Below are 22,746 nucleotides of genomic sequence, written 5' to 3' on the forward strand. Positions count from 1 at the left end.
ACGATCGCAATTCATGGTTCGATCTGTAAATCTTGTTCCTGGATAATCACTTCGATGTCTCTGGCGTCACGGTAAATGAATTCGGCACGCCGATCGCGCGCATAATCAATGCGTGTCTTGCCAGGAGAAATGGGTTGGCGCTCACCCAGAGATCGAATCGTCATCCGCTCTGGTGCAATGCCTCGACGTAGCAGGTAGTTACGAGCTGCGATCGCTCGATTTTTACCTAGCTGCAGGTTATAAGCATCGCTGGCACGAGGGTCGGTATGGCCTTCAATGTTCACGAGAATATAGGGATTCTCGACGAGCACCTGAGCAATGCGATCGAGCACCTTCGCCGTAGCCGCACTAATGTTGAACTGATCCAGCGCAAAGTGAATATTTTTGGGTACCGTCAAGCGCACGACTTTGGGCGGTGGTTCTGGTGCGGGTGGCTGTTGCGCAACAGGCGTCGTACAACGGGGGGGAGAGGTGGGAGGCTGGGGAGAGGTGGGAGCCGGGGAGGCAGAAGGATCGAGCGATCGCACGAGCGCGATTCGCGCGGGCTCAGAGGTGCCATAGCGTGCATCGGTCGCGATTGCGCTAATCTGCGCATCAGGAGAAGCCGCTATCGTGGTGCTAAAGTTACCCTTTGCGTCGGTTTCGGTGGTGGCGATCGGTTCACTTAGAGGCCCGTAGCCGTCGTCTTTACCGGAAACTTGATAAAGCTCAATTTTGGAGCCGGGATCTGCCTTTCCAGAGATCTGCACCGATGGCTTCGCTGTCTCTGCGTTCAAGATGAAGAACTCTTTACTGGCAAACTGTGGGGCATCGATCGCGTCATTTCCAGTTTCCTTACGACGATTCGGCGTATCGCGCAGCGGATTGGCACCATCGCCCCGTTGATACGCATACACATCCGTCCCCGAGTCGACCACGGGATCGGCATAACCAAATGCGCCTGTACCTTGCTGCGTGACCAGGTCAATGCTTAATCCTTCCAGGTTAGAGAAGCGATTGGTTTCAATCTGGTTCTGGCGACTGGCAGGATAGGCTGCCACCACGATACCGGGGCCAGCTTGATAGCGAATCTGATTACCCGTTACCTGATGGTTGCTGCCCATCAGATAGACGGCTGCTCGCCGCAAACGCCTGCCGTTATAGATGATCTGGTTATCCTTCACCTGCACCGCGCCACTGGGCTTGAACAAGTAAACGCCACTACCGTCGTTGGCACAGATCAGATTGCCCGTAATCTGGGACTGATCAACCGCACCTTCTAGCCGAATGGCATCTGGCATCCCTGCCACACCGTTGCCCGTAATCACGTTCTCGCTAACTTGCAGGTTGGTTGCTTTGACTGAGGTAATAATGGCGCTACCGTCATGGTCAGCGATCCAGTTACGACGAATGGTGGTGCCCACACTATCGAAGACAGAGACACCAAACGCAGAGCGGGGAGAGTTTTGAGTGGGTGCCGACGGTTGACCGCTGACCGCTGCTTGCTGACTCGTTGGTGAAAGACCCAACCAATTATTCTCAATTACCACATTCTGCGCAGGCATGTCGTCTTTGTAATACGGTGCAAAGTTAGCAGGCGTGGGGCGCTTGCTGATATCAGGTGGTGGCAACCGATGGGTAATGAAGATGTCAGCAGGGGGCGTGCTGGCTGTCTCTTGATGCGTTGATGTAAACCCATAGAGACTGAGCCCGCGAATGACGATGCCATCGGCGGCAACGGTCAACCCACGGAACACTTCTTTGCCTTCCGCAGGCGCGATTGCCACGACTGGCACAGGCATGGGCAGCTCATTAATGGCCGATATCGCTGCCTGATAGCCCGGCTGTGTCGTACCGTCGATCACCAAACCGGGACGCTGGAGTGCAGGCAGCACGTCTACCAGTCGAATGGTGGTTTGTCCCTCTGGCAATTTGAAGGCAATTTGCGACGGGGTATCACCAGTCAGTGATTCCACCTGCGCTTGTTCGGCGGTCGAAAGCTTGTCCAATGGCAAGATGCCGTTGACGATCGCGATCGCCTCTCGTAGCGTCAGCGCCTGATCTGCCTGCACCGCTCCATCCTGGTTACTGTTCACCGTTACGCGTACGGATGGCACCACCGGAGCTTGTGCCAGAGCCGGACTGCTTGAAGCCGCGATCAAAAACGCAGATAGTACGAGTGCTCGGTGCCCTCCTGACGCCTGACTTCTGAACGCTGACGTCTGCTCCCTCATGTTACTCATGCCATCCTGATGCTGTTTGCTCATTTCCCTTGCCCTCCATCGACGGCAGGCGTTGCTTCTGGAGACACCGAAGCATCTGCGACAGGTTTGATCACCGACTCCTGTTGTTGTGGTGGCGCGACGTTGCGTTTGAAACCGAAGATATCGGAGAGTTGATCCAACTTCAGACTCAAGCCCACAAAGAAACCGCCTCGATCGCGATCGCCAAAGTCTCGATCCTGGGCATCGCCAAAGCTATAGCCTGCTGCTACCCGCAAATTGGGCGTGACATAGTAACCAACTTCGGCGACAAAACCGACCTCCTGGTAGCCGCTGTCGGGTTGCCCGATCCAGCGGACTTCGCCCGCTACATCCCAGCGATAGCCCAGCCGATAGCTCGTGCGAAGCTGTGCCAGGGTGATGGAATTGGTGCCCAGCAGATCTTTTGCGACGTAAGATTTGGTGCTTCGTAACGCAAATTTGCCATAAAACTCCCAGCGGTAGTTGGGTGCGTAGATGGCTTCTAACGCAAACAGATTCACCGTGGAACCCGTACCGCTACTAAACAGCAGGGTATCGGGAATATAGGAGGGATTCTGGCGATATTCGTAGCGGAACAGCGCGTTGAACTTATCGCTGCTGGGGTCACGATAGGCAAGACCCACCTTGAGGTTAATCGTGTCGCCCAACCCGGCATTGGTCAGCAGTTGGTTAGCGAAATTGCCCTGATCGTAACGAGCCAGTGCCGTTAACGCTGGCGATAATTTACCGGCAGCGCCACCGGAAATAACCATGTTATCGCCCGCTTTAGACGAGCGGTATTCAAAGCGTCCGGTTGCTTTAAAGTTGGGGTTATCCAAATATTCCAACCCGACGCTGTAGCTGTCACCGCCTGTGATGCCTAGAGAGGCGGCGCTTTGACCGACAGCAACGGGCTGCGCGAACTGCTGCCCTGCTGTTGTGTAGGCGAAAATATCACCGAAGATGCGTTCGTAGCCAAGGGTCGCTCGTAAGCCCGGGGCGATTTTGATCCGGTGGTTGAGGCCGATCGCGCCCTGATTTGTCAGCCCATTGCCGCCCGTTAAGATCGAATAGCGTCCGGTGAAAGAGGTATTTTCCGTCAAGCGCTGATCGACGATCGTATCCAGGCTGGTAATGGAGTTCGTACGATAGAGACTCGTCTCGCTGAGAAACTGCTGCGCCAGCCGCAACGTGACCCCTTGCATCACGGCCCAATCGAGTGCCACTGTGGTTCGATTAGGATACAGCGGATCGGGGGTCGCAATGTTGGTCTCGTTCTGAGCGCGGAACAGGAGTGTTCTTGCCAGCGGTAGGTTCAGACGCGACACCAACTGGCTGCTGCCTTTCGCTAGCAGACCTGGATCGATGCGATCGTCACGAGTGCGATTCACAAAGTCAAAGCCGAGTTCGGCAGTGCCTAGCTTTTGCAACACGCCCACTCGAATAGTGGTCAGGCTGTTGTCCACTCGCGTTCCCGGAATGGGGTCTCGCGTCGGATTAAACAGGTCAGTCAACCCTGTCGAGGCCACCGAGGTGATACCGCGAACCGCCGAGGCGATGCCAAAGTTGATCTCGCGATCGACCTGAAACAGTAGGCTTGTCGTCGGTGTGACCTTCGCGGATACTTCAGCCCCGTAGTTGGTTTGCCCCGGCGCAAAGCTGAAGGTGGCATTGTTCGCAAAGTTCTCTTCAACGGAGCGGTAGTATGCCCGCGCCAGAATACCTGTCGCAAGTTTGCCGTTCAGTTCAAGGCGATACGCATTGCCTCGGATGGTGTTGCGGAAGACGGAATCGTTGGTCGATCGCGCATATTCCGCAATAATCTTGGTGTCTTTGCCCAGTGGAATCAGGGCATCCAACCCAAACAGGGCAAAGGTGCTGCCACCCTGGTCTTCATTCAGGTAGCTGGCAGCTGCCCAGCTTTCAAGTCCTGGTGTACGCGCAAAGTTATACTGCACCCGTCCGGCGTAAAGGCTGGTGTCCTTACCTGTGCCTTCGTACTGATAGGTGATGACAATGCGGCGCACCAGCGTACGCCCAAACAAGTCGAATTCAGTTGCCTGAACGGGGCGACGGAATAAGAGTGAGCCACGATCGTAGTCAAATTCGTAGTCTTGCCCCTGGAACAGTTGTTTGCGCTCGACCAGCGTACCCGGACGGCCCAATTCCTCTGTTTCCAAATACACCAGCTCACTGCCCGACTTCACCAACCGTCGCGACAGGAAATAGTAGCCGCTAGTACCGTTCGGGGCGATCGTGTCACGCTGGAAGCCTTCCAAATTGTTGGCGTAGAAGCCTGTAATTTGGAAATTGCCCAGGTTGTAATTGCCCTTAAAGCCATGCAGTTGGCGATTAGTTGCCGTGTAGTACTGCGACGCGGTAGCCAACTCTGGCGTACTGTAATCGCCCCACATGAAGAAGTCCGATCCGGCTCCAGGCACCTTAGACGTGCGCTCCAGCTTGAGATACACACTATCGATGGAGGGAGTCAGATAATCCGTCGTGGAACTATCGCCATAAACCGGATAGACCTGATCACACGCCTGCGTGTCACGAAACAGGCTGGTCGTGCCATCGCACTTCTGGTTGAGCGGACGCTGGGTATTTAATGAGCCTGTAAACAGCCATTCACCAATCCGTCCCGTGGCAAAGGCCGCTGCACCAAAGTCAAACCGGGGTGACCCATCGTTAATGCGATCGAGGCTGAGAAAATCTCGGAAACTGCCGTAATAATCGGTTCCGGGTGCCCCTAGCCGCAGGTTGACTGAGCCCGACATAATGAACGGGCGCAAATTGGTAATAAACTCAACCTGCGTGTAAGCCTCTAGCTCTGGCAGTTGAGGCGAAATGCCTGCTAATGGTGCCAGGGGTGCGGGAGTCAGTACCGACTCAGAGCGCGATCGACCATCATTGGCTTTTTGGATGGGCGGTAGTGGTCGATTTGGGTCGCCCGATGAGGCTGGTTTTGCCTCGCGCAAATCAACGGAGGCACGAATGCGAACTTTTTGCGGTGCCAGATTGGACTGGAGCTGGGCGGTAAATTTGCCTCCCCGTACCAGTACCTGAAAACCGGGACGATCGGTGTCTTGATCGGCTCCCACAAACTTGCCCGCGCTGGCCGTCAGCGTTACGATCGCATCTTGAGTAATGGCCTGTCCCGCTTCATCAATAATTTGCCCCTCGACCGTCACCGCCGACCGTCCGTCAGCCGGAATGCGTGGATCGCTAGTCGCCAAAAACTGCAGCCGAGCCGCCGTTTCCTTAACAGTTACGGTAACGCTTGCTGGCGCAGCGCCATCGGGTTGCACCGTCAGCGTATTCTCACCTGGCTGCAGTGGAATGTCGTACCAAATCTGCGTGACAGTATTGTCTGCTGCAGGGGGCTGAACCTGAGTTTGCACCGCAGGGTCGAGCGGCTTTTTGTTCACCGTGACCTGCACCTTCGTTGCCGCCGGATATTGCACGATCAAGCTAGTCGATCGTTCGCCCGTGGCGGTTGGTTGCGGTGCCAAAATGCGGACAGCAGGCGTCGTTGGAGCAGGTGCGAGTTCCGCTGGCTGAGAGCCTGTTTGGGCAAGTTCTAGACGGGATGAACGCCCCGTTTCAGAGTCTTTTGCTGGCTCTGTATCCTGGCCGTGCTTGACATGAGGTGAGACAGGCGCACTGGGTAGTTCGCGAGTGTGGGCGGGCGAGATCGCTGCAAACGCACCCAGCAACGAGGATATCAAGGCCAAACCAAGCGTTGTGTTGCGCATACTACCGCTGTCCCCCTTCTTTAAAGCTAGGTGTAACGGCAAAATTCATGCGCACGGTGCTGCCCGGAGCCAGACGGACTAGACGCGAAGGGCTATTTGCCTCAATGCGATACAGGTTTGGAGCCGAAATGTAGCCTGGCAGACTGGTCAAATCCAGTGTGCCGGTACGAGTCCCCGAAATGACGTACGACAGCGAAAACAGACCACTCGCATCCGTTGTGACACGATTGCCGTCATCCATGAAAATCACTGCATTGGGAACTCCCGGCTCTCCGGGCTGCTGTTCCCCATCAAAGTTTTTGTCTACAAAAACGCGCCCAATGATGGTGCCGCAGTCAGCCAAAATACCAGGACGGATTTGCAGCTTGTAGCTGGCAACATTGCTCTGCACTGGCGTTGTTGCGGTTTGTCCCTGGGCAACCGCCAGATTTCTGCCCGTGCCTCGGATGGCATCAGGTGTTAAAAGTGCGGCATAAACCAGCGTCAGCGTTTGCTGAGGAGCAAGGCTGGGATAGGTAAACGTGACCGTGCGTCCGCTCACTGTTGGCGGCGCGATCGAGACTTGCGTCGCATTGCCGCCAGTTGACAGCGAACCCCGCACCGACTTAGCGATGAACTGCAGACCTAGCGGGAGTGTATCTGTCACTCTCAACGGCGTGACCGTTGTTTCACCTGTATTTTTGATTTGCAGGCGATAAACAACCGTATCACCTGGCTCAGCAGCAGCCCGATCGGCCGTTTTAACGATTTCTAAGCTCGATCGACTCGCTGCTGCGGTAAACGTCGTCGGATTAGAGTTGGCAGACCGATCAGGCCCTCCTGGCCTGTCCTTAAACTTCGCTGAAGCAGTATTCGTGATCACAACGTCATCAGCAACAACGGGCAAAGCCGAAGAGAACAAGCCTCCCAGCAAAACCCCAGCTGCTAAGACGTGGAGAGACCCCAGCCTTGGCAGTTTTTTCAAAAACCTTACTCCTCACACTCGTCTAAAACGCAACTCAGTATTTATGCGCTACTGAAGCTAACTAAGAGCAGATGCAAACCTGTCAATAAATTTACAGCAGGATTGTTGAAACGCAACAAAAAAGCTTGAAATCCCCTACTGAAAAGACCTCTAGGAATACCAAAGCAAACAATACGGCACAATCCCAAAACCGATTGGAACACACGCCAAGTAAGTGATTGTACTGAACTTCGCTATAATCTTTTAGAAAAACATAAATTCCGCAAAATATTTATATAATTTAACATTTCGTAAAAGTTTTTAATAATTCACCTTCGCTACGAAAATGATCGCCAAAAAAGGCACGCTAGCCACTGGCATTGGCGTGACTGACACCAACTCCAAACGATCGCCCTACAGATGACCGTCTGTAGGAACGTATGCCCCTACGAGGGTGTGTCAATGGAATTGAGCGAATTGGTATAACGGCGCCTCCTGCCAACCGTCGAAAATAGGCGTCAAGGGGCGCCACTGGTGCTGCCAAACCAGTGGCGAGCGAGCTTCGCTTTTCTAGAGCCGTCTCATACAGGTGCTATGGAGGCTTTCAGGCTCTGGCAGAAGGTTGCGATCGCCTGTAGCCCCTGCGCTGGCGTACCGTCCGCCAGCCGTTTCACAAACGCACTACCGACAATGACCGCATCTGCGCCCCAATCCATCACCTGGCGAGCATGTTCTGGCTGCGAAATACCAAAACCAACCCCGATCGGCTTGTCCGTCACGTTGCGGAGATCTAGTAACAAATCTTTGACGCGTGCCTGCACCTGAGCCCGTACGCCCGTTACGCCCGTTGTACTGACCAGGTAAATAAAGCCTTGCGACCGCTCTGCGATCGCCAAAATCCGTTCCTTGGGGCTGGTTGGCGCAATCAGCAGCGTGACCTCAATGCCAAACTCTGACGCTGGTTTCAGCAACGTTTCTGCCTCTTCGAGCGGTAAATCGGGCACGACTAACCCACGCACTCCAGCCGCTGCAATTTGCTGCAAATATGGCTCAACGCCTCGATTCAAAATGGGGTTGTAGTAGGTAAACAAAATAATGGGCGCTTGTAGGGTCGGGCTAACCGATCGCACCACCTCCAGCACCTGATCCAGCCGCGTTCCTTTTTGTAGCGCTCGTGTTGCTGCCGCCTGAATCACTGGGCCATCTGCCAGTGGATCGGAATACGGCACACCCAGTTCAATCAGATCAGCACCACTGCGATCAAGTAATCGCAGCGCCTCTGCCGTTGTCTCCAAATCTGGATCACCGGCTGTGATAAATGGAATCAGCGCACAGCGGGCATGGTCGCGCAGAGTTTCAAAGCGTTGCGAAATCGAAGTCATTGAAGAAGTTTTTAGTTTTAGTTTTTAGTTGTTAGAAGCAGTGAAGCAGTGAGGTATGAGGTAATTTAGCGGTCAGCGGTCAGCGGTCAGCGGTCAGCAATCAGCGGTCAGCTTTCTTCATAAAGGTAAAAATCAGAAGCTTCTTTCACCTTCTGACTCAGACTCCTTTTTAGCCTTCAGCCTTCAGCCTTCTCCTTCTCTGCCTCAATTTCCGCTTGAAGCTTTGCTAGCTCCTCTGGCGTAAGCTCATCGAAACGCTTTTGCAGCACGGCGTCTTCGTAATCCTTGAGCTGCTGGTTGTACGTCATCGTTTGCGTGACAGCCCGGAAGGCATAGGTGACAACCCAGCCGAGCAGCCCACCCACCAGCACGACTTGCGTCCAGATGCCTGCCTGAATGCTATCTAGACCGGTTCCTTGTAAGAGCAGGTAAGCAAGCCCACCCGCTACAAACACCCCAAAGCTAATCCCGATCGCGTCAATCCGTCGCATCTAATTACAGGTAGGTAGGCAAAACTTACCCTCAAGTGAGGGCAATTTAAAGTGGGAGCTTAACGCTAGCGATCGCGGCTCAGCCAGCAACTTGTCGCCGTTGTGGGCGGAAGTTGAGAAAGGGCGCGAGCAAGAGCAGCCCTGGGAAGAACATGAAAACCAGGAAATACATAAACGCCCGCTCAAACGAACTGGCGACGTACCAACGCGTATTCAAATAAAAGTAAAGAGCAGCCGGAATGACCAGTAGAAAGGCACCCGCTAAGACCAGATATAGAACAGCAACCGTGATATCCATAGACTAGAGCGACAAGGGATGGAGCAGTTGCCAACATTCTACCGCTTGCCCGTCATCAACGCAGCGTTTTTCGAAAGGGGGTGATTGGGGGGCAGTTTTAGGTTGCTGCGATCGCAGAAAACCAAAAGGAAGTTGCACAAAAGCCTCAATTGATGGTGGAATAAACAAATGGATGTTTGATGCCATCAACGGGGGCATGGCGGAATGGTAGACGCAACGGACTTAGATAACTGAGCCTTGATCGAGAAATCGATCAAGTGACCGCTCTCAAACTCAGGGAAACCTAAATCAAAGAAGAAGGTTAAAGGATGAAGGCTAGAGGATAAAGTCTGGTATTGAATCTGAACTGTCTTGTTCCTAAGCCTTAAACCTCATACCCCATCCTAGACAAGGCAATCCTGAGCCAAGCCGAGATGATAGTTCTGAGCGACGGGTTCTGGTTTTGAGTCGTTATTTCAACTCAAAACTCTATAGCTTGTCGGCGCGTTCACAAAGTGGCTCCTTCGGAGCTAGCGCTACTCAAAACTCAAAACTTTCTCCCTCGGAAGGTGCAGAGACTCGACGGGAGCTACCCTAACGTGTAGGCGAGGGTAAAGGGAGAGTCCAATTCTCAAAACCAGCAGGGTCAACCCCTATTGGCAGCAGCGAAAGCTGTAAGAGGATGAAAATCCGTTGACTGCAAGGTCGTGAGGGTTCAAGTCCCTCTGCCCCCATCCTAAACAGAAACCGGGTTTCTTCAAGAAACCGGGTTTCTTAGTCTTGAGCGTTCTGAGCAATCACGACTGGCGGAAGTGTAAAGCTACCATCGGTATTTGGCTCAAAGTCGATCGCCTGCGTCACAGCATCCAAATTCAGCACTCCGTGAAGATGGGGATACTCGCTGCCATGTAGGGTTTCATAGCGAAGTTCTGACTGAACACGATCGCTCTCAAGGCAAAGCAGCATCAGTCCAGTTTGACCGTGGAAATAGGCATTTGCCGTTGCAACGACTTGCGAGGGCGTCGAACAATGGATAAAGCCTTCAGCCTCAAGCGAATCAGCGCAATAAACTCCGTCTTGCTGCGCTTTTTGCCAGTGAGAACGGGACGTAATGTGTAAGATCAGAGCCATGCGTTAGGGAAGCTTGCGATTCAAGGTTGCTTGCTGAAACGGCTGATAGTCTGTCGTCTGAGACAGCTTGACGGTTGGGAGCAAGCCATCCTTCGCCAGAAACGTTAATAACGCTGTAATAGCGATGGCTCGGAGTAGTTTGTTTAGCATCTCACACCTCCAGCAATCACGGCGATTCACATTTGCACGTCAACCGTAGCTTAATGAACTGCGATCGATCGTGCCTCCTCTGTGTGGTTCACCCGACTGGAGGAAACTACCACGCCAACGCCAAGCCATCGGCTCTGGGTTCTGAAGCAGCGACCAACGTGCTGTTTGTACTCAAGATCATTTGACCTCTGCCGAAAAAGCTGCCTGGTCGGACGTTGTGACCGCGATCGGCTAGGGCTGCTGCAATGTTCTGGGAAACTGTTGGCTCTAGCAGCACCAAATTATCGCGCACAAACTGCCAGCGGGGGGCATCCAGCGCTGCCTGTGGATTCATGCCGTAGTCCACCAAATTCACCACCACCTGAAGGTGTCCCTGGGGTTGCATATGAGCACCCATTACGCCAAAGGGGCCCAGTGGTTGACCGTTACGGGTGAGGAAACCAGGAATGATGGTGTGAAAGGGACGTTTGCTGGGCGCAACGGTATTCGGATGGCCTGCTTCCAGGGTGAAGCCCACGGCTCGATTGTGCAGCGCGACACCTGTTCCGGGTACGAGAATGCCACTGCCAAAGCCCATGTAGTTGGACTGGATAAACGACACCATCAGCTCACCATCAGAGGCTGCTAGATAGACGGTGCCGCCTTTGGGTAGTCCTGGTTCAGCGAGAGGAAGGGCCGTGTCGCTGATCAACTGACGACGATCGCGCGCATACACCTTACTCAACAGCTCTGGATGCTTCAAGAGCATCGAGCCAGCATCGGCAACATAGCGATGGGCATCGGCAAATGCCAGCTTCATGGCTTCGATCTGCCAGTGATAGACCTCTGGCGATTCACGCGGATAACGGCTGAGATCAAAGCCCTCCAGGATATTGAGTGCCATCAGTGCCGCAATGCCCTGACCGTTGGGAGGAATTTCCCAAACGGTAATGTCACGATAGTTGGTTGCGATCGGCTCTACCCAATCCGCCTGATGGGCTGCGAAATCAGCCTGCGTGAGTAGCCCTCCCGTTGCAGCAGCAAAGGCAGCAATTTTTTTGGCCAACTCACCTGTGTAGAAACAGTCCCCACCGCTTTGCGCGATCGCCCGTAAGGTTTCAGCATGGGCTGGACTACGCCAGGTTTCGCCTGCTGCTGGTGCGCGATCGCCGGGAAAAAAAACCTGCTTAAACGCCTGGAATGCTTCCCCCTGAAGCGGTAAATAGGTTTTCTCTGCCTGTCTCCAGGCAAGTGCTGTTTCAGGTGAGACGGGATAGCCCTCTTCGGCATAGCGAATGGCAGGTACGAACAGTTGTTCAAAGGGTAGCTGTCCCCAGCGTTCCCACAGCGATCGCCATCCCGAAACGGCTCCTGGCACCGTCACACTCAACCAATGTTGTTCAGGAATGCGATTCATCCCAGCACAATGCTCGGTGGTCAGCGCTTGAGCACTCCGGCCAGAGGCATTCAGCCCATGCAGCTTGCCATCCCAAACTAAAGCAAAGGCATCGGAGCCAATGCCGTTCGAGGTCGGTTCCACTACCGTGAGGGCGATCGCCGTTGCAATTGCTGCATCAACCGCATTGCCACCCTGCCAGAGCATTTCCATACCAGCCAATGCTGCCAGCGGTTGACTGGTGGCGACTGCACCCCGGTTGCCCATCACAACGCGTCGTCCAGAAGGATACGGGTACTGCGTTAACTGAGACAGCACTAATATTTCCGCTCCTGCGGTTGGAACATCGTAATGGAAACGGGTTTGTAGCTGATGTCGATGCCAGCTGGAGAATAGTACGCCAGCGTGTGCTTGAGGAAGTTGGCATCATCACGATCGGGGTAATCTTCACGCGAATGAGACCCTCGGCTTTCCTGGCGGTTTAGCGCCGCCGTGAGAATCATTTCACCGACAATCATCAGATTGCGTAGCTCTAACGCTTCTGTGATCTCCGTGTTCCACAGCGTTCCCTTGTCATCCAATCGCACTTCGCTGTAGCGCTGCTGGAGTTCTTTTAGCTTCGTCAAGCCTTCACGCATCACGGCATCGGTGCGAAACACGCCACAATGCTCGGTCATGCAATCCTGATACGCCTGGCGCAGTTCTGCTATCCGGTATTGTCCCGATTGGTCTAAGAGGGCTTGAATTTGCCCCTGTGCCTCTTGCAAATAGCGCGCTTCATCCACATCAGGGAGCTTACGATTCTGGATATAGTGGGCGATCGCGGCACCCGTTCGGCGTCCATACACGACGCACTCCAGCAGCGAGTTACTGCCCAACCGATTGGCCCCATGCACAGATACGCACGCCGCTTCACCCGCTGCAAAGAAGCCCTCTACCAGGTCATCCGCACTGCGTCTGACCTGACCATCTGTATTCACTGGAATGCCGCCCATCGAATAATGCACGGTCGGGCGAATCGGCATCGGTTGCGTCACGGCATCCACGTTCACCAGGCGATGCGCTTCTTCCCAGCAAAAGGGCACGCGGCTCATGATTTTCTCTCGCCCCATATGGCGCAAATCCAGGTAAACGCAGGGGCCACCTGTCGTCCCGTCGGGATACACACCCCGTCCAGCGCGAACTTCACGCGTGATCGCCCTGGAGGTGATATCACGGGGAGCCAATTCCATCCGGCTAGGTGCGTAGTCTTCCATAAACCGACGCCCTTCGCTGTTGATCAGATACGCGCCTTCTCCCCGTACGGCTTCTGAAATGAGCACGCCGACCGGATAGAGCCCCGTTGGGTGGAACTGCACAAACTCGATATCCTCCAACGGCAGACCGACCAGCGCTGTCATGGAAAGCCCGTCGCCTGTTGAGGCATAGTCGTTGGACGTGGTGTTGTAGACCCGTCCATAGCCACCTGTCGCAAACATCACCGCCTTCGCACGGACGACGGCCAACCGACCATCTTCAATGTGGTACATCACTACACCCTTTGCCTGCCCATCCTCCAAAATCAGCCGCAGCACATACCACTCGTCGTAAATAGTGACACCGCGACTCAGGAGGTTGCAAACCAGTTCATGCAAAATTGCATGTCCCGTTTTGTCGGCAGCGTAACAGGTGCGGTTGTGGGCATGTCCGCCAAAGGCTCGTTGCGCAATTCGTCCATCGGGCAGGCGAGAAAACAGCACACCCATGTGTTCTAAGTCGATGACGACATCGGGTGCTTCACGCGTCAGCAACTCAACCGCATCTTGATCTGCCAGGTAGTCTGCCCCTTTGACCGTATCAAAGGCGTGTGCTTCCCAACTGTCAGCAGAATCAACGTTCTTCAATGAGGCGGCAATCCCTCCCTGAGCAGCAACCGAGTGCGATCGAATCGGGTGGGTCTTGGCAACAACGGCCACATTTAACGTTGGATCAGTGCGAATAATTTCCAGTGCAGCCCGCGAACCTGCCAGTCCACCGCCCACAATCATGACGTCGTGCTCAATCATCTGCGATCGCATAAGGAATAACTCCATCTATCCTGCCAAAATAAAAAGTCCCGTGCCAAAAGGCAAGGAACTTCTTTAGAAAGGGTGGGCTGTTAGGAAAGGCGAAGGATGAGGATGGTTAAATATGGAGCAATACTTCTTAGCTCGTTTTATTCACCCAGTGATTCACCAGTGCTTAAAAAGCTTTCCAGAAAATAAAGACCTAAGACGTTGTCTAGCTGACGCAGGGACGCAATGTTTGCGCCCCTACAGTAGACATTCAGGCGATTTCAACCAATTCAATATCAAAGGTCAACGCTTCGCCAGCCAGCGGATGATTGGCATCCAACGTTACGGAGGCATCAGAGACATCCGTGATCACAACGGGCAACACCTGTCCATCTTGCTGCTGCAGTTGAAGCTGCTGACCAATCTGTGGTTCGATCTCAGCGGGCATTTGCTGGCGATCGACCACAACTACCATTTCTTCTAGATGCGGACCATAGGCATCATCAGTGGGAATCACTTCTGTCTTCGATTCACCCAGGCTCATGCCTAAGACAGCGCGCTCAAAACCAGGAATGATGCTGCCAGTGCCGAGTGTAAACTCCAAGGGCTCACGCTCAGCCGAGGAGTCAAACACCGTGCCGTCATCGAGTTTGCCCGTGTAGTGGACTTTAACCGTATCACCCGTTTTTACTTGTGCCATTCTGCTTCTCCTTTCGTTGGCAACCGTACCAGTATGGTGCGATCGCTTACCGCTCTGGTATTATTTAAGCTTGTTTTTCGGATTAAGCTTGTTTTTCGATCATGGTAATGCAGGCACTGCTTCGACTCTATGCTCGTAGCATCTGCTCACAAATGACTGAAAAGTCTTCTGTAGACGTTTCAGTGCTTACCCTGAGCGATTGACAAGCTCACTGCCGCAGACAATTGCTATTGCTGCCGTTGCGGAATTTGAGGTTGCGATCGCATCCCAAGAAAAAAGCAGCCTACCTACCCGGTGACAGACTGCTTTACCAAAATGATGAGCTTCTCAATAAGTAAATGGTGACTTAGACAAGGCGATCTGCCTTCTATCTTTTGGTATATCCATCAAGTTTGGCTGAACCCGTGAGATTTGGCTAAAAGCGTGATAGACACGTCGATTTTCGGGAATAATCCACGTGTTAGCTAACTCCTTGGTTGCTAAGACGCCCCAGCGACACACAGCGTGGGGCGTCTTATCTCTAGGCGTCCTGTTCCAATGGTTCAATTCCCTAGTGCTGAAGCGTGACGTTGCTCGATCCAGCTGCGCATTTCAGCTTCGGTTGCATTGGAGAGTGATCGTCCCGTTACGGGATCGTGAGCGTGCCACCATAATCTGCCTTCAGCATCACAGCTATACCAAACGCGTGGTTCAGCGTCTGCGATTAATCGCTGCATAAAAGCCTGCGATGCTTGCTCTAGCCAGGCTAAGACCGTCTCTTTAGCATCATCATTGGATGCCGTGTGGTTGGGTGCCGCTAAATCCCATTGTTGCTGTCCTCGACGTAATGCTAGTTTCATCTCGATACCTCTGTTGATTCCAATAACGGTGTTTTACTAGGAAGCTTTGCTCCTAGCCATTGGGCGATGGATGCTTGACTCTGACTGAGCACCATTGCCGTGAGAATGAGCCCGGCTCCGATGAAGCCGCGTTCACCAAATTGCTCTCCCAGCAACCAGAACGAAAAGATGGCTGCGAACACTGGTTCAAGCGTGTAGAGCAAGGCAGTTTCATGTGCTGAGACCCACTGTTGAGCGACTGCTTGTGTGATGGTTGTTAGTGCAGTGACAACCAAACTCAGGTAAAGGAGTTGGCCCCAATGAGACGCGATCGCGGGTAGTTGCGTCATCATCTCGGGAGCCGTCCAGAGGACAGTGACTCCAGCGACAAAAAACAGTTGAATCGCTGATAGTGCCAACGGTGGATGGCGTAGGGTAGCGGACTCTAACAGTAAAATGTAAATGGCATAGCTGAAGGCACCGCCAAATACCCAAAGGTCGCCAATGCTAAACCCACCACCCTCCCAGGACATGATGCCAATGCCTGCGATCGCCAACCCTGCAGCAAAAACAGCCATCATTTGCAGGCGGCGACCAAGAAAAAGCCCCAATACAGGCACCAGGAAAACGTTCAAGCTCAGCATGAACGCTGCCCGGCCAGCCGAGATGGTTTCAACGCCAATGGTGAGGGTAATGTAGGATGCCAGGTAGACCAGCCCTAACAACACACCATCACGCAAGAGCCGAGCGTTTAAGTGACGGAGCCAGGGGGCAAACACTAGCGCCGCCAACGCAAAACGAATGGCAATCAGCGGCATGGGCGTAATGCTAACCACCGTTTCCTTGAGTACTGGAAAGGTTGTTCCCCAAATCAAGGTGGTAGCAATCAGCAGTAAGATGCCTCTGGTATGAAGATTTTGAAATTTTGTAGCAAACATAACAGAAGACAAACTCGAACTGTGTTCACTTTAGTCAATTGGCTTTACATAAATCAAAAGACAGCGCTTATCACGTCCATGAACAAAATCGATGGAATCGGGGTGCAGAGTGAGGCATTAATTTCTGACTATGAATGCTAATCGTCATGGTCAGATCAAACTTTCACAGCTGCGTGCCCTGATTGCAGTGGCAGAGCGAGGCAATTTTGGTGAAGCAGCCTTACAGTTAGGCCTTTCACAGTCGGCAGTGAGTCACGCGATCGCGACCCTGGAGGAGATATTGGGCGTTGTCTTGATCTCACGGGGACGTCATGGCGCGTACCTGACTCCGGTGGGCGATCGCGTGCTGGTTTATGCCCGTCAGATGATGCAGTCCTTAGACGGGATGATGAAGGAAGCGAATCTGGCGAAGGGGTTGCAAGGTGGTCAGGTACGGATTGCGTCGTTTCGTAGTGTGGCAACTCATATTTTGCCAGAGGCGATCGCGCAGTTCCGGCAGCGCTTTCCTGAAATCACAGTGCTTCTGACTGACCACGAAGACCTGCCAGAGGTTGAACAAACGCTGCGAGAAGGGCGAGCCGATATCGGTTTCACCTATTTGCCAACCGACGACGACTTTGAAGTTTGGGAATTACTTCAAGATGAATTTGTGGCGCTCTTTCCCCCAACCTTCAAGCTCAAAAGTAAGCGGCTTACGTGGGAAGAACTTGCACATCATCCGATGATTATGCCGCCTGAAACAGATGCAACGATGCTGCAATTCTATGCCCATTGCCTCAAATTTAGCTGCACTTTAAATGTTGCCTATCGGGTGAATACCGATTCGACGATCGTCAGCATGGTGGCTCGTGGCTTAGGAGCGGCCGTTCTGCCCCGTTTAGCAGCAGAACCCATTCCTACAGGTCTTCAGGTCTTCAGTTTGCCCGTGCCCATTTACCGCGTCATTGGCATTGCAGTGCTTGCAGACGCCCTACAAGTGCCTGCCGTCTTCGCCTTTTTAGATATCTTGAAATGCAAGGATTTGTTGATGTCAAAGCCGTAGTATAGCTATAGCCATACTGGTTAGGACGGGGTGCAGGGGTGGAACCCCTGGCTGGGGGCACGCCCCCACTCCCCCTTTGATCCCAATGTCTTAAGCTTTGTGACAACAGCTACACTTGCGTTTGTCCTTACACACCCCTAGCTTCGAAGAAGCGGTTAGCAGGGCGCGCCAAGCCAAGATTTTCACGCAGCGTCTGGCCCTCGTAGTCTTGGCGGAAGATCCCACGTCGCTGCAGTTCTGGTATGACCGTATCTACGAACGCGTCCAGACCTTCAGGCAGAAAGGGAAACATAACGTTGAACCCATCCGCCCCCTCCTCGGTTAGCCATTGCTCCATTGCGTCGGCGATCGTTGGGGGGGTGCCCACAAACGCCAATCCGCCGTAACTGCCAATGCGTTGAGCCAGTTGGCGAATGGTCAGATGTTCGCGTTGGGCACTCCGAACAAAGACTTAGCTGAGCCTCGTAGGCATGTGGGACTGATCATAACTGGGCTTGGGCAGAGTACGGCGAAATACTGGAAAACGGCCTAAAAAGGCAATCCGTTCGTTAAAGCAAGACTCAGTACTTACGTATTTTGACTGATCTCTCTTGACGGCGATACGGGTTACGTTAAGCCTGTGAATGCGATCGTCCTGGCTGTGCTGTGAAGTCAACTGATACTCCTGGGACAAAATTGCGCCCTCCAAAAATCTCTTTTTCTCGCCGTTCCCACCGTAAGATACCCCTGGTCGCTGTCCTGGTTGTACCGTTTGCGCTGCAAATTTTGACGGCAGTGGGGCTGACCGGCTATCTTTCTTACCGTAACGGGCAGCAGATCGTTAATAACCTTGCCAGTCAACTGGCCGCAGAGGTGGGTAATCGCATTGAGCAGAACCTGGTGCGCGATCTGCGTACGCCTGCTGAGATGACTCGTAATGCCGCAGCGATGCAGATGGGTCTATTACCCAACCGCGATCAGTTGTCTCTCCAGCGCTTTTTTGAGCAGCAGCTAAAGCTCATCGACAGCGTCAAGATGATTGCTATCGCCGATGAACGTCAAAAACTGTTTGCGGTAGAAAAACGACGGGATGACTCATTCGCTGTTCGGGTGGATGAACAAGGCGGTGAGGACGTGCTCAACCGCAATTTGACTAGCAGCCTCATAGAGCCTATTCAGCCATCGGTTGACACCTTCAATGATCACGAGCCTCCAGCTGCAGTCTCGTGGTACACGGCAGCAAAACTAGCCCAAAAACCGCTTTGGCGTTTGGCTGAAGGTCTGACCCCAGCCGGTAAACCCATGTTGACAGCGGTTAACATGCAGCCGCTTTATGATCGCACGAACGGTTTTCAAGGGGTTTTAGCCTCCTCGGTTTTGCTAGCCAATCTGGGCAGTGCACTCAAAGATGTAAAAATTGCTCAGACAGGGCGAGCCTTTATCGTGGAGCCGAATGGCCTGCTCGTTGCGAACTCGAATGGGGATCGCCCCTTTCGTAAAGCGGCTCACTCAGAGCGCCTAGCCGCTGCAGACAGTGGTACCCAGACTCCAAGACGCTCCTACGAGCGTTTAAGGGCTATTAAAAGTCACGATATCCTGACTGAGCAAACGGCGTTGGCTGTCGTGGATCAGTTTGGGGGCTTTGATCGCATTCAAGCCATGCAGCAGTTTAGCTTTGAAGTCGATCGCCAGCGCTATTTTGTGCATATTGAGCCGCTGGGTCGTGACCAGGATCTGGATTGGTTAGCGGTGGTAGTTGTGCCAGAGGGCGACTTTATTGAAGCGATCGATAGCAATCATCGCCTTACGTTGCTGCTGTGTGCTGGAGCCTTGACAATGGCTGTAGTGGTTGGCTGGTTAACGGCTTCCTGGATTGCCAGACCGATTCTACGTCTGAGCCAAGCGAGCCGAGCGTTGGCCTTGGGAGAGTGGCACTATCCGGTTGAAACTGACAGCCAGATTGCCGAATTGGAAGTGTTGGCGCACTCTTTTAACCAAATGACAGTGCATCTGCAACAGTCGTTTGACCAGGTCAAAACGGCGCTGCAAGAGTCGGAAGCCAAGTTCACTAAGGTGTTTCGTGCGAGCCCGGATGCAATCACTATCACCACCCTGCCTGAACGCAATTACCTTGATGTCAACGCCCGTTTTGTAGAGTTTACTGGCTACGCGCGCGAGGAAGTGCTGGGGCAGAATGCCTTGAGTTTGAATCTGACCGTTAACCCAGAGCAGGTCACACGCTTTGAGTACTTCTTGAACACTCAGCACTGCGTCCGTGATCTTGAAATTGACTACCGCAACAAGCAAGGACAATTAGGGACAGTACTGGTCTCATCAGAAGTCATTGAACTGGAAGGGCAGACGCGGTTACTCTGCATCTATCGCGATATCACCCTACGCAAACAGCTAGAGCTAGCACTGCAGCAATCTGAAGCCAAGCTCAACGATGTACTCAACAGCGCGATCGCCTCGATCACCAGCTTGCGGATTTTCCCCGATGGCACCTGGCATTACGATTATTGGTCAAAGGGCTGTGAAATGGTTTTTGGCTACACGCCCGACGCCTTTATGGCTGATCAAACACTCTGGCTCAGTAGAGTGCCGCCAGAGGATCTGGAGCGTGTGTGTGTTGTGAACCCTAAGCAACTGCAAGAGCAACATACCCTCGTTACTCAATATCGCTTTTGGCACAAGGATGGAACGTTGCGCTGGATATCTGGCTACGTAACCTCTCGATGGGATGCCACACTCAACGCCTGGGTGGCGACAGCCGTGGATGTGGATGTCTCTACTGCAATGCGCATTGAAGCTGAGCGTACGCAAGCAGAGTCAGCGTTGCGTGAAGCGCAGAGAGTGGCGCACATTGGCAGTTGGGAATGTGATGCGATCGCGCAAACCACGTGGTGGTCAGACGAATTATTCCGGATTCATGGGCTGGATCTCAACCAACCACTGCCCAGCCCGATCGACACATTGCAATTTATCCATCCTGACGATCGCGCGGTCTTCAAGTCGCTCGCTGAACAGGCCATTGCTGAGGGTAAAGCATTTAAAGGAGATCTACGTATCGTTCGTCCTGATGGCTCGATTCGGTTTGTCGAAGTGCGAGGCATGCCGCTTTTTGATGAGCAAGGAATTTATGTCCGGATGGTCGGCACGACGCTTGATATTACGGAACGCAAGCAAGCCGAAGAAGCCTTCCGTGAGAGTGAGCAACGGTTCCGCAATGCCTTTGATACGACAGCCGTCGGCATGTGCTTGACGGCTCTAGACGGTCGGTTCTTGCAGGTCAACGCGGCTCTGTGCCAAATGCTAGGCTACACCGAGGCAGAGCTGCTCAGTCTGACGTTTGCAGCACTCACTCATCCCGATGATCTGAACACGACCCTGGAGTACGCTCAAAAACTACGGAGCGGAGAAATCTCTTACTACCATCTGGAAAAACGCTATAAGCACAAGGAGGGACACACCATCTGGTGCCTACTGAGCGTGTCACTGGTGCGCGATCGCGAGCAGCAGCCGCTGTATTTCGTCGCTCAAATGCAGGACACGACGGAACAACAAGCTGCTCTGCGTGAACGCCAACGCGCCGAAGCGTCTAGGCAAGCTGCGAATGTGGCTCTCAGCCAGCGGGTGGCTGAGCTTTCAACGCTCAATCACATTACTCAAACGGTTGCTTCATTGACCGCTTTGCCAACCGCACTCACAACCGCCGCGGCACTGATGACCGATCGCTTTAAAGCGCGTGAAGCAGACATCAGCCTCCTGAACAAGCAGCGCACTGCACTGCAAATCATTGCTAACCACCATGTTGATCCAGCGGCACCCAGTCTGGTGGGTAAGACGTTTCTCATTGCAGAAGACTATATTGGAAAGCAGTTGCTTGAACGTCGGGAATCGGTTGTGCTGACCATCACAGAGACGTTCCCTGGCACCGAATATTCTCGGCGGCTTATGGAGGCACGCAACATCCATTGCATCATGACGGTCGGTATGTGGATGAGAGGCGAGGCGATCGGGGCAATCACTGTGGCGACAGAAGAATGGGGTCGTGTATTCACGCCTGACGAGGTGAAACTGGCAGAAACCATTGCGGGACAAATCGCTAGTGCTGTACAGAATGCCTATCTGTTTGAGGCTTTGCAACGAGCCAAAGAGACTGCTGAAGCCGCTAACATTGCCAAGAGCCACCTCTTAGCAGACATTAGCCACGAGCTGCAAATACCGCTTCATAGCATTCTCGAACGGGTGCAAGCTTTGCCACAGGAGTCCGCTCAAACGCAGCAAGATTACCTGGAAAGCATTCACTACAACAGTGAATATCTACTGCAGCTCATTAACAACCTGTCGTCGATCGCCACTATTGAATCGGCCCCTAAACATACCAGCCTGGAACCAAGAGTGCATGAAAGAGACTGACCAATCATAAAGGCTCTTGTCTTCGAGGGCATTGTTTTCGAGTGCATTTAACGCGTGTTTATTGCTGCAATGCCGTAAGATAACAGTCAGCCTACGGTCTCCTTCATTTAAGTACAGCAGTGCATGTTGTTTAAGGTAAGTTCGATGCACCTCAATGTGATGGGTGCTCTGTTAGTCAGCACTGGGTTGGCGACTGGAAATGTAGGATTGGCAAAGGATCTTCAGGTAAGCCCTGCTGCCCTGCTGTTCGCGATCGCACCCTTGCAAATCACGCAAAACGTCCCTACGTTCATTGAACGAGTGAGCCAGATCGATACGTGTCGCGGCACAACGTCAGCACTCACGATCCACAAAAGTTCGGCTCTGAATGACCCGATCGGCAATGTCCCCGCCAACACCAGCGTCAGACTGACGGGCATCTTTGGTACTGGTGTTGTACAAATTAAAACCCCTTTAGTGGGATGGGTCTCAACCAATGCACTGGTCACAACCTGTGGCGCTCCACCTACTGAAGGGCTGCCTGCTGATCTGGACACCAATCCTCGCTATTGTCGTCGGCTGCGGAGTGTTGAAGTGGATGGCTCAGCCTATGCCGATCTCAACACAGGCTTAGTGGCACGCAATACGCCCGGCGGCGATTTTCAGTACGTCGGCAACTCTAATCAAACCGATGGTCCCATGAAGGCAGCAGTGGTACGTTTTCCTGAAAGGGCTACAGACCTTGAGGATGCTGGCGGTAGGCGATGGATTCGCATCAAATACATGGGCTTTCAGGGGACTCCTCGCGTCGGCTGGGTGCCAAATGGGCCAGCGGGTGTGAATCGCAATCTTGCTGTCTGTGCAAGTGGTCAAAACTAACGTGAAACCTTACTACATGATGGGTGACACATTAGCCTTTATCGATCGTGGTCTCCACATCATTCTGGATGCTCTTTAAGTGGTTCAAACGCAGCAATTCTCATCATTGACACGCTTAACCATTTGCTAAACTTTAGACTTCTGCGATCGTGAGCGATCGTATGTGATTAGCGTGGGCTGACGGACTCAGATTTCAGCACCATGGCTTGCGCCACTTGGTCGATGAACGAGTC

General features: G+C 53.2%; 17 protein-coding genes. 3 read left to right on the forward strand and 14 right to left on the reverse strand.

Annotated features, from left to right (window positions below):
• Nucleotides 1-11 precede the first annotated feature (11 nt).
• The 13 genes from C7B82_RS00550 to C7B82_RS00610 all read right to left on the reverse strand — a co-directional run bounded on the left by C7B82_RS00550 (nt 12) and on the right by C7B82_RS00610 (nt 16,215).
• Nucleotides 12-2,246: an OmpA family protein gene (locus tag C7B82_RS00550; RefSeq protein WP_245939663.1), complete on the reverse strand. Its 2,235-nt coding sequence runs from the start codon at nt 2,244-2,246 to the stop codon at nt 12-14.
• Nucleotides 2,243-5,977, reverse strand: coding sequence for a hypothetical protein (locus C7B82_RS00555; RefSeq protein ID WP_106254371.1), 3,735 nt, complete (start codon nt 5,975-5,977; stop codon nt 2,243-2,245). The genes C7B82_RS00550 and C7B82_RS00555 overlap by 4 nt, the downstream gene beginning before the upstream one ends.
• Before the next feature lies 1 nt (nt 5,978).
• Nucleotides 5,979-6,941, reverse strand: coding sequence for a DUF7507 domain-containing protein (locus tag C7B82_RS00560; RefSeq protein WP_106254372.1), 963 nt, complete (start codon nt 6,939-6,941; stop codon nt 5,979-5,981).
• A 560-nt stretch (nt 6,942-7,501) separates the two neighbouring features.
• Nucleotides 7,502-8,302 carry a tryptophan synthase subunit alpha gene (trpA, locus tag C7B82_RS00565; RefSeq protein ID WP_106254373.1) on the reverse strand — a complete coding sequence of 267 codons (801 nt, stop codon included), beginning with the start codon at nt 8,300-8,302 and terminating at the stop codon, nt 7,502-7,504.
• 176 nt (nt 8,303-8,478) lie between these two features.
• A complete protein-coding gene (locus C7B82_RS00570) occupies nt 8,479-8,793 on the reverse strand; it encodes a DUF3007 family protein (protein WP_106254374.1) in 315 nt (104 codons plus the stop codon).
• A gap of 79 nt (nt 8,794-8,872) precedes the next feature.
• Nucleotides 8,873-9,091, reverse strand: a complete 219-nt coding sequence (gene ndhL / locus C7B82_RS00575) for an NAD(P)H-quinone oxidoreductase subunit L (RefSeq protein WP_106254375.1) — start codon at nt 9,089-9,091, stop codon at nt 8,873-8,875.
• Between the two features lie 753 nt (nt 9,092-9,844).
• Nucleotides 9,845-10,201, reverse strand: coding sequence for a DUF952 domain-containing protein (locus tag C7B82_RS00585; protein WP_106254377.1), 357 nt, complete (start codon nt 10,199-10,201; stop codon nt 9,845-9,847).
• Between the two features lie 3 nt (nt 10,202-10,204).
• Complete coding sequence (locus tag C7B82_RS31810) at nt 10,205-10,351, reverse strand: hypothetical protein (protein ID WP_181357287.1); 147 nt, start codon at nt 10,349-10,351, stop codon at nt 10,205-10,207.
• Between the two features lie 106 nt (nt 10,352-10,457).
• Nucleotides 10,458-12,044: a gamma-glutamyltransferase family protein gene (locus tag C7B82_RS00590; protein ID WP_245939664.1), complete on the reverse strand. Its 1,587-nt coding sequence runs from the start codon at nt 12,042-12,044 to the stop codon at nt 10,458-10,460.
• A complete protein-coding gene (locus tag C7B82_RS00595; protein WP_339375140.1) occupies nt 12,044-13,798 on the reverse strand; it encodes a succinate dehydrogenase/fumarate reductase flavoprotein subunit in 1,755 nt (584 codons plus the stop codon). Before C7B82_RS00595 ends, C7B82_RS00590 begins: the two co-directional genes overlap by 1 nt.
• Nucleotides 13,799-14,030: 232 nt before the next feature.
• Nucleotides 14,031-14,459, reverse strand: a complete 429-nt coding sequence (locus C7B82_RS00600; RefSeq protein WP_106254378.1) for an FKBP-type peptidyl-prolyl cis-trans isomerase — start codon at nt 14,457-14,459, stop codon at nt 14,031-14,033.
• A gap of 542 nt (nt 14,460-15,001) precedes the next feature.
• Nucleotides 15,002-15,298, reverse strand: a complete 297-nt coding sequence (locus tag C7B82_RS00605; RefSeq protein ID WP_106254379.1) for a hypothetical protein — start codon at nt 15,296-15,298, stop codon at nt 15,002-15,004.
• Nucleotides 15,295-16,215: a DMT family transporter gene (locus tag C7B82_RS00610; RefSeq protein WP_106254380.1), complete on the reverse strand. Its 921-nt coding sequence runs from the start codon at nt 16,213-16,215 to the stop codon at nt 15,295-15,297. Before C7B82_RS00610 ends, C7B82_RS00605 begins: the two co-directional genes overlap by 4 nt.
• Nucleotides 16,216-16,345: 130 nt before the next feature.
• Here C7B82_RS00610 and C7B82_RS00615 point away from each other — a divergent pair, with 130 nt between their 5' ends.
• Entirely contained in the window at nt 16,346-17,257 is a 912-nt protein-coding gene (locus tag C7B82_RS00615; RefSeq protein ID WP_106254381.1) for a LysR family transcriptional regulator, read from the forward strand.
• Between the two features lie 127 nt (nt 17,258-17,384).
• Here the strand turns inward: C7B82_RS00615 and C7B82_RS00620 are convergent, their stop codons facing one another.
• Nucleotides 17,385-17,624: a hypothetical protein gene (locus tag C7B82_RS00620; protein ID WP_219903855.1), complete on the reverse strand. Its 240-nt coding sequence runs from the start codon at nt 17,622-17,624 to the stop codon at nt 17,385-17,387.
• A 278-nt stretch (nt 17,625-17,902) separates the two neighbouring features.
• Between C7B82_RS00620 and C7B82_RS00625 the strand changes: the two genes are divergently transcribed.
• Complete coding sequence (locus C7B82_RS00625) at nt 17,903-21,655, forward strand: PAS domain S-box protein (protein WP_106254382.1); 3,753 nt, start codon at nt 17,903-17,905, stop codon at nt 21,653-21,655.
• A 123-nt stretch (nt 21,656-21,778) separates the two neighbouring features.
• Nucleotides 21,779-22,513 (forward strand): hypothetical protein, encoded by a 735-nt coding sequence (locus C7B82_RS00630; protein ID WP_106254383.1) that lies wholly within the window; start codon nt 21,779-21,781, stop codon nt 22,511-22,513.
• Nucleotides 22,514-22,746: the final 233 nt, after the last annotated feature.

Source organism: Stenomitos frigidus ULC18 (genome assembly GCF_003003795.1).
Taxonomy (GTDB): domain Bacteria; phylum Cyanobacteriota; class Cyanobacteriia; order Leptolyngbyales; family Leptolyngbyaceae; genus Stenomitos; species Stenomitos frigidus_A.